General features: G+C 72.5%; 6 protein-coding genes and 1 pseudogene. 2 read left to right on the plus strand and 5 right to left on the minus strand.

Annotated elements, in window-relative coordinates:
- The 3 genes and pseudogenes from NBW84_RS20315 to guaB all read right to left on the minus strand — a co-directional run.
- A pseudogene (locus tag NBW84_RS20315) lies at positions 1–799 on the minus strand (hypothetical protein); the annotation flags it as partial.
- 211 nt (positions 800–1010) lie between these two features.
- Positions 1011–2129 (minus strand): GuaB3 family IMP dehydrogenase-related protein, encoded by a 1119-nt coding sequence (locus NBW84_RS20320; RefSeq protein ID WP_250286465.1) that lies wholly within the window; start codon positions 2127–2129, stop codon positions 1011–1013.
- A 107-nt stretch (positions 2130–2236) separates the two neighbouring features.
- Positions 2237–3787 (minus strand): IMP dehydrogenase, encoded by a 1551-nt coding sequence (guaB, locus tag NBW84_RS20325; RefSeq protein WP_445548536.1) that lies wholly within the window; start codon positions 3785–3787, stop codon positions 2237–2239.
- Positions 3788–4289: 502 nt separating this feature from the next.
- Between guaB and NBW84_RS20330 the strand changes: the two genes are divergently transcribed.
- Entirely contained in the window at positions 4290–4706 is a 417-nt protein-coding gene (locus tag NBW84_RS20330) for a DUF5319 domain-containing protein (protein WP_445548537.1), read from the plus strand.
- 368 nt (positions 4707–5074) lie between these two features.
- Here the strand turns inward: NBW84_RS20330 and NBW84_RS20335 are convergent, their stop codons facing one another.
- Positions 5075–6325 carry a MerR family transcriptional regulator gene (locus tag NBW84_RS20335; RefSeq protein WP_250286469.1) on the minus strand — a complete coding sequence of 417 codons (1251 nt, stop codon included), beginning with the start codon at positions 6323–6325 and terminating at the stop codon, positions 5075–5077.
- Positions 6326–6478: 153 nt separating this feature from the next.
- On the opposite strand from NBW84_RS20335, the gene NBW84_RS20340 reads away from it, so the two are divergent.
- Positions 6479–6811, plus strand: coding sequence for a WhiB family transcriptional regulator (locus tag NBW84_RS20340; protein ID WP_013875065.1), 333 nt, complete (start codon positions 6479–6481; stop codon positions 6809–6811).
- Between the two features lie 482 nt (positions 6812–7293).
- Here NBW84_RS20340 and NBW84_RS20345 read toward each other — a convergent pair.
- A partial coding sequence (locus NBW84_RS20345; RefSeq protein ID WP_445548785.1) for a TCP-1/cpn60 chaperonin family protein occupies positions 7294–7803 on the minus strand: 510 nt, incomplete at its 5' end.

Below are 7803 nucleotides of genomic sequence, written 5' to 3' on the forward strand. Positions count from 1 at the left end.
GGGGCCGGAGCGCCGCCAGCCGGCCACCGGCCCGGCGCTTGCGGTGCTGCCGGTGCGCGCCGGTCGAGGCCCGCGGCGGGGAGCCCAGGATGGTGGCGGCGGTGTCGGCGCCGGGCGGGCCGCCGCCCTGGGAGGGCCCGAGCGCAATGACGTCCACCACACCGAACGGCTCGGACAGCCCCCGGGCACTGGCACCGGCCGACGTGATCTCCCCCGCGCTCGGGGCGACGACAGTGCTGAAGGTGGAGGTGCCTACCGCGCCGAAGGCCGTCGGGGCGTCGGCGGCCGTTGCCGGCCCCGTCCCCGGGTCGCCGGCCCGGAGCGGGTAGCTCTCCCAGGCGGGCCCACCCGTGGCCACGGCCGTGATGTCCATCCCGCCCGTGTTGGCCAGGATGTCAGCGTCCCGCGACGAGATGCTGTCCTGGGGCGGCCAGCCCTCCGGCCCGCTCGGCCGCGGGGTGTCGACAGCCGCCTGCGGGCTTCGCGAGCCACCGTCCGGCCCCGGGGCCGGCCCCGAGCGGGCCGCGTCCGGCGACAGCGTCCCGTCCAGGACGGACCAGCCCGACGTGTCCAGCGCCAGGTAGCCCGGCGCGAACTCCCCGGTCGTGGCGGCCGCGGTATAGCCACCGGCACCGGCGCCGGCGCCACCGGTGACACCGGCACCGCCCGAACCGGCGGCGGAACCGGTGGTCGTGGACTCGGTGGTGTACGCCGCTGACGGCTGCCACGTCTGGGCCACCTCGTCCCAGACGTACGAACCATCATCGCTGACCCAGCGACCGTGCTCGTCGATGCGCATGTGTCATCCTTCGGACCAGAACAGACGGTTCCAGGGTGCCATGCTGCCCGAAGTGAGCTTCACCGGAGGTCACGAGGATTTTCCGGGTGGGCCCGGAAACGGCCGTCATGCCACCGGAAGCGGACTTCACCCAGTTGCGCAGCCGGCCCGGAACGTCCGCGACAGTTCCGGCCAGGGGCAGGCGGACGGTGCGGGAGAGGCCGGCGGCGGGTCAGCGGAGCGACGCGGTGACCAGCACGTCGGCCTTCTGCAGCTCCTTGAGCGTCGCGTAGCCGGTCGTGGCCATCGCGGTCCGCAGCGCCCCGGCGAGGTTGAGCGTGCCGGGGTTCACCGACGCGGGGCCCAGCAGGATCTCCCGCAGCGTCCCGGCGGCCGCGACCGGTTCCCAGGTGCCTCGCGGCAGGCGGGAGTGCAGCAGGTCCATGGACCAGTAGCCGCCGCGCCCGGGTGCCTCGGCGGCGGCGGCCAGCGGCGTGTCGAGCATGACCGCGTCGGCCCCGCAGGCGATGGCCTTGGCGATGTCCCCGCCGGTGCGCACACCTCCGTGCGCGATGACGTGGACGTACCGGCCACCGGACTCGTCCAGGTAGCGCATGCGCGCGCCGGCCGCGTCCGCGATCGCGGTCGCCATCGGGACGCCGACCCCGAGCACCGCCCTGGTCGTGTCCGCGCCGCCGGGGCCGACCCCGACGATCACCCCGGCGGCCCCGGTGCGCATCAGGTGCAGGGCGGTCGAGAAGGACGCGCACCCGCCCACCAGCACGGGCACGTCGATCTCGCCGATGAACCGCTTGAGGTTCAGCGGCTCGGTCCGTCTCGACTGGTGCTCAGCCGAGACCGCCGTCGCGTGGATGACGAGCAGGTCGACCCCGGCCTCGAGCAGAAACGGGTACAGCGCGTCGACCCGCTGGGGGCGCAGCGCGGCGGCCGCGACCACACCGGAGTCCCGGATCTCCGTCAGCCGTTTGACGACCAGCTCGGGCCGGATCGGCGCGGTGTAGAGCTCCCGCAGCCGCCGGCCGGCCGCGTCCGGGCCGAGGGTGGCGATCTCCGCCAGCAGCGGCTCCGGCTCCTCGTGCCGGCTCCACAGCCCTTCGACATGGACGATGCCGAGGCCGCCGAGGGCGCCCAGCTCGACCGCGGTGGCTGGCGAGGTCACCGCGTCCGCGGGCGCGCTCACCACCGGCAGGTCGAAACGGTAGGCGTCGATCTCCCAGGTCAGCGAGACGTCCGCGGGGTCGCGCGTGCGCCTCGACGGCACGATGCCCAGCGCGTCCAGGCCGAAGCCGACCCGGCCGCTCTTACCGATACCGATCTCGACCTCAGCCACTGTGTCCTCTCACGGCGTCACCGGGTTCTCCCGACGGCAGCATCCTCCCCTCGGCATCACCGGCGCCGTCCCCCAGCGGGGTCACCGGTGATGTCCTCCCGGCGGTGTCACCGCGAGTTGTAGTTCGGTGCTTCGACGGTCATCTGGATGTCGTGCGGGTGGCTCTCCTTCAGGCCCGCGGCGGTGATGCGCACCAGCCGGGCGTCCCGTTGCAGGGCGGCGATCGTCGGCGAGCCGGTGTACCCCATGGCCGCCCGCAGGCCGCCGACGAGCTGGTGGGCCACCGCGGCCAGCGGCCCCCGGTACGGGACCTGCCCCTCGATGCCCTCCGGTACGAGCTTGTCGTCGGAGAGGACGTCGTCCTGGAAGTAGCGGTCCTTCGAGTAGGAGGTGGTGGTGCCCCGGCTGCGCATCGCGGCCAGCGACCCCATCCCGCGGTACGCCTTGTACTGCTTGCCGTTGATGAAGATCAGCTCGCCGGGGCTCTCGTCGACGCCGGCCAGCAGGCTGCCGAGCATCACCGTGTCCGCCCCGACCGCGATCGCCTTGGCGATGTCCCCGGAGTACTGCATCCCACCGTCGCCGATCACCGGGATGCCGTGCTCCCGGGCGACCTGTGCGCACTCGTAGATCGCGGTGACCTGGGGTGCGCCGACCCCGGCCACCACCCGCGTGGTGCAGATCGAGCCGGGCCCGACCCCCACCTTGATGGCGTCGGCGCCCGCCTCCACCAGCGCGCGGGCGCCGTCCGCGGTCACGACGTTGCCGGCGATGACGTCGAGGGGGCTGCCGTCTGCCCTGGTCGGCAGGTCGGCCTTGACGCGGCGCACCATGTCCAGCACCGCCCGGGAGTGGCCGTGGGCGGTGTCGACGACCAGGAAGTCGACCGCCGCGCGCACCAGGGCCTGGGCGCGCTTGTAGGCGTCCTCCCCCACCCCGACGGCGGCGCCGACCACCAGCCGGCCGTCGGCGTCCTTGGTCGCCCGCGGGTACTGCTCGCGCTTGGTGAAGTCCTTGACGGTGATCAGCCCGCGCAGGCGGTCCCGGTCGTCCACCAGGGGAAGCTTCTCGATCTTGTGCTGCCGCAGCAGGGCCAGGGCGTCATCGGCCGACACGCCCACCGGCGCCGTGACGAGCGGCATCGGCGTCATTACTTCACGTACCGACCGGGAATAGTCACGCTCGAACCGGATGTCGCGATTGGTCACGATGCCGACGAGCCGGCCGTCGGGCTCGGTCACCGGGACGCCGGATATCCGGTACCGGGCCATCAGCTCGTTGGCCTCGTCAATGGTGGCGTCCGGGCCGCAGGTGACCGGAGCGGTGATCATTCCTGATTCGGAACGCTTCACCATGTCGACCTGCTGCGCCTGGTCGTCCACGGAAAGATTCCGGTGCAGCACGCCCACCCCGCCCTGGCGGGCCATCGCGATCGCCATCCGCGACTCGGTGACGGTGTCCATCGCCGAGGACAGCAGCGGAATGGCGAGCCGGATATGGCGGGACAACCACGTGGACGTGTCCGCCTCCGAGGGCATGACGTCCGATTCCGCCGGGAGCAGCAGTACGTCGTCGAAGGTCAGCCCCAGCGTGGCCAGCTTCGTTGGCAGCACCGGCTCCGGATCAGACACGGCCGGCCGGACAATGGGACTGTTCATGGCACCTTCCGTTCACGCTTCGTTGTTCGCCATGCCGGTACCGCACCCGCACGGCACTTCCCGACCGTGCCTTGCTTGCCTGCCTTCCCCGCCGTTGCCGCCTGCCTTCCCGGCCGTTGCCCTCAGCCTTCTCGGCCGCGGGCCGCCCGGCCGTGGCTCTCCCGGCCGTCGTCTTCCCGGCCCGGCGCGGGCGGCGCGGGCGGCGGGCCGCCCGGAGCGGGCGGCCATCAGCGGGCGGCCATCAGTACGAGGTTCAAGCTTTACATGCTAGGCCAAAGAGTCCACGATCATGACTTTTCACGTGTCCGGAGACGTCAGGGACGCGGCCTGGCCAAAGGCGTCGTGGCCGCGGGCTTCACAGGGCATACTGATCATTCCTCGGGGCCGGCCGCGATAGCGCGTACTCGAAACGGTCCGTAGCCTCGGTAAAGAGGCGATACGGGCACACATCAGCGTCTGGAGTCGCCGATCGGGACCACTAAGGGGCCCGGTCCGGCGTAGCGTGGTCGGCGTGAGCAACGAGCCTCTCGACCCGTTCGCGGACGACCCCGAGGATCCGACCGCAGAACTCGCCCGCCTGGACCCGGCCGAGGACACCGATCTGCTGGAGCCTCTGTCGCCGCAGGAACGCGAGGAGGTGCTCGCCGAACTCGGCGATCTCGATGTTTTCCGGACCCTGCTGGAACCCCGCGGCTACCGCGGTCTCGTCGTCGACTGCGAAGGATGCGCGGAACCGCACTTCTTCAGCTGGGATCTCCTCACCGGCAATCTGCGCCATCTGCTCGACGAGGGACGCACCCGGGTGCACGAGCCCGCATACGCCCCGGACCCCTCCTGTTACGTCAGCTGGGACTACGCACGCGGCTACGCCGACGGTGTCTACGAGACGAGCGAGGCCTCCGAAGCCGACTCCCGCTGACCACCCTCTCTCTTCCCCTTCTTCCCGCTTCCCTTGCTCCTGCTTCCCTTGCTCCCGGTCTCCCCCTGATCGCCCCGGTGTGTCCCCGCCCGGGCCTGCGAGCGCTCACGGCGGCGCGAGCCCGCCGCCGGCACAGCATCGGATCCGCCTCCTCGCGCATATGCCCGCTCGCCTCGCCTCGCCTCGCCTCGCCCCGCCAACGGCGGCCCGTCCGCCGGAAACACCGGTCAGGTAATGCCGGCCGGGTAACGGGACAGCGGCGAAGTCAGCGGACGTTCCGCCGCTTCGCCCAGGAGAGCCGCCGCTTCGCCCGGGAAACCGATCCCTTGCCCAAGGGAGCTGTTTCTTCCCTCAAAGGAGCTTTTTCTTCACCCAGGGGAAGGGGTGAGGAGGTCGAGCGCCTCGGGCAGGGACTGCGCGCGGCGGACCCGCGGCGCGACGATCGTCCTGTGCCAGCCGGGACCCCCCACCACGATCGACGTCGACGGCCGGGTCGTCGGTAACCCGCGCCACACCCGCACGTCCGCCGAAGCCCGGCGCTGGGACCAGAGGAACACCGCGGCCGGGCCGGTGCGTACGACCGCGGTCCGCAGCGCGGCGGCCGGTACCGCGGCACCGAGGACACGGGCGGGTATCCCCCGCTCGGCCAGCCCGGCCGCGACCGCGTTGAGGGCGAGGCTGTGCCGCTCGTCCGGGGTGCACGCGAGCAGCACCGGACGGGCGTGGGCGCCCACGTCACGGTCTGCCACCCGGCGGAAGACCGCCGCGACGCACTCGCTGAGCAGATGCTCGACGTCGACCGCGTCACCACGCAGCTCCCAGCGCCGGCCGACGGCGACGAGCACCGGGCACGCCAGGTCCTGCCAGGCCGCGACCACGCCGTCGGCCTCGACCGCCTGGGCCAGGATGCGGGTCACCGCGGACGAGTCGAGCGCCATGGCCGCGCGGGCGAGGCCGCGGGCAGCGATGCCGGCGCCCGCCAGCGACAGCACCCGGCCGCCTGACCCTCTCGCTTCGGTCACGCGGCCCGTTTCGGTCACGCGGCCGGGCCCGGCCATGGCTGCCGCCGAGTCGTCCGCCGGATCGGCAGCACCCGTCACCAGGTCGTCGACATCCGCCGCCGGGAACATCCCAGCGCCAGCCGCCGGACCGGTGATGACGGCGGGCGCTGAGACGTTCCCAGCGGCGCCGCGGCCGTCGCCGGAGGAGATCGCGACCACGACGGGCCGGCCGGTACGCGGCTGATCGGCTTCCTGGGTGTCAGGCTCGCCCGGCCGGTCGGAGCTGACTACGGAGTGTGTCTCGTTCTCGACCTGTCGCAGTGGCGCCGGCCACTGCGGTTCCGGCAGGTCCTCGGGAAGCGCGCTCCTGGCCAGGCGGGCCGCCTCCGCCGGCGCGATCCCGGCCTGGGTGAGACGGCACATGAACTCCAGCCGGGCCAGGTCGTGTGGGTCGTACCTGCGACGGGTACCGGAAACATGGTCGGCCGGACCGAGCCCGTACCGGCGGTTCCAGGTACGCAGGGTAGCGGGCGCGATGCCCAGCCGTCGGGCAACCGCGGCGACGGTGTACCGCGGATTGTGCTCCGCCGGGTCCGGGGAGGGGGTCACAGCGCTCATGGTGGCTCTCGGCGACCGTACCCACAACTTGGCGACGAACCGGCTCCGAACGACTACGTGCCGAGTGGTTCTCAGTGTTGAACAACATATGGCGCGGTACTACGGTGTAGCTGCGGCGCCAGCCGCCCATGGTTGAGAGGGGGGCTCAGGCCGATGACCGACGTCCGACGACTTCCAGGCCCCGGTGCCGAGAAGTGGGAGTGGCAGCTTCACGGCGCCTGCCGTGGGGAGAGCACCGAGCTCTTCTTCCATCCCGAAGGGGAGCGGGGCCCGGCCCGCGCGGCCCGTGAGGCGGCCGCCAAGGCTGTCTGCGCGCGGTGTCCCGTGATCCAGGCATGCGCGGAGCACGCCCTGCAGGCCCGTGAGCCCTACGGGGTGTGGGGCGGGCTCAGCGAGTCCGAGCGGGAGGCCATCCTGACCGGCCGAACGCGGCGCGGAGCGGGGCGGCACAGCCCGGCCCGCCCGGGGCTCGCCCCGGCGTGCTGAGCGTGCCGGGGCATCCGTGACCACATCCGGGACGACCGCCGCGGCCACGATCACGGCGGTCGCCGGGGCGGGCCGGTGCCCGCGGTGTCCGCGTTCTCGTGACGAGATGTACGGACAAGGTGGCCCCACCGGGTGGACCACCCGCGATGTGTGACCGCGTCGCCGCGAAGACCCACGGCGAACGCGTCAGAGGCCCGACAGGACGGTCGGTGTCGTCCTGTCGGGCCTCTGACGCGTGTTCACGATGTCGTCTTCGTGCTCACGATGTCATCTTCACAGTGCCCTCCCCGGGCCGTCCCCGGGCCGTCCCCGGGCCGTCCGCGGCGTTCCCGTACGCCGGCTCGTCCCGCCCCGCGGGCCCTTTACCGGTAACTCCTTACCGGTAAAGGGCCCGCGTATCGATCAGAGCCCGTACCGCGCGGGCCGCTCGAGCTGTGCGCCCGGTGGATGCGGCCTACGGCCGTGGGCGGGCTGTGAACGGGTCAGAACGCCGGCCCGTGCGAGTGCGCGTGCCCGCCGTGGCTGTGGCCGGCGGCCTCCGTCTGGGGCTTGGCCGGCTTCTCCGTGATCAGGCTCTCGGTCGTGATGAGCAGCGCGGCGATCGACGCGGCGTTCACCACGGCCGACCGGGTCACCTTCACCGGGTCGACCACGCCGTCCGCGATCAGGTTGGTGAACTCGCCGCGGGCGGCGTTGAAACCGCTGCCGACCGGCTGCTCCCTGACCTTGGAAACGATCACTGCCCCTTCGTGACCGGCGTTGCGGGCGATCCAGTTCAGCGGGGCATCGAGCGCGTCCCGCACGATGCGCACCCCGGCCAGCTCGTCCCCGGTGCGGCCCAGGCCGTCGTCGAGTACCGCGGACGCGTGCAGCAGAGCCGACCCGCCACCGGCGACGATGCCCTCCTCCACCGCGGCGCGGGTGGCCGAGACAGCGTCCTCCAGACGGTGCTTCTTCTCCTTGAGCTCGACCTCGGTGGCCGCGCCGACCCT

The sequence above is a fragment of the Protofrankia sp. CiP1_Cm_nod2 genome (assembly GCF_920664355.1).
Taxonomy (GTDB): Bacteria; Actinomycetota; Actinomycetes; order Frankiales; family Frankiaceae; genus Protofrankia.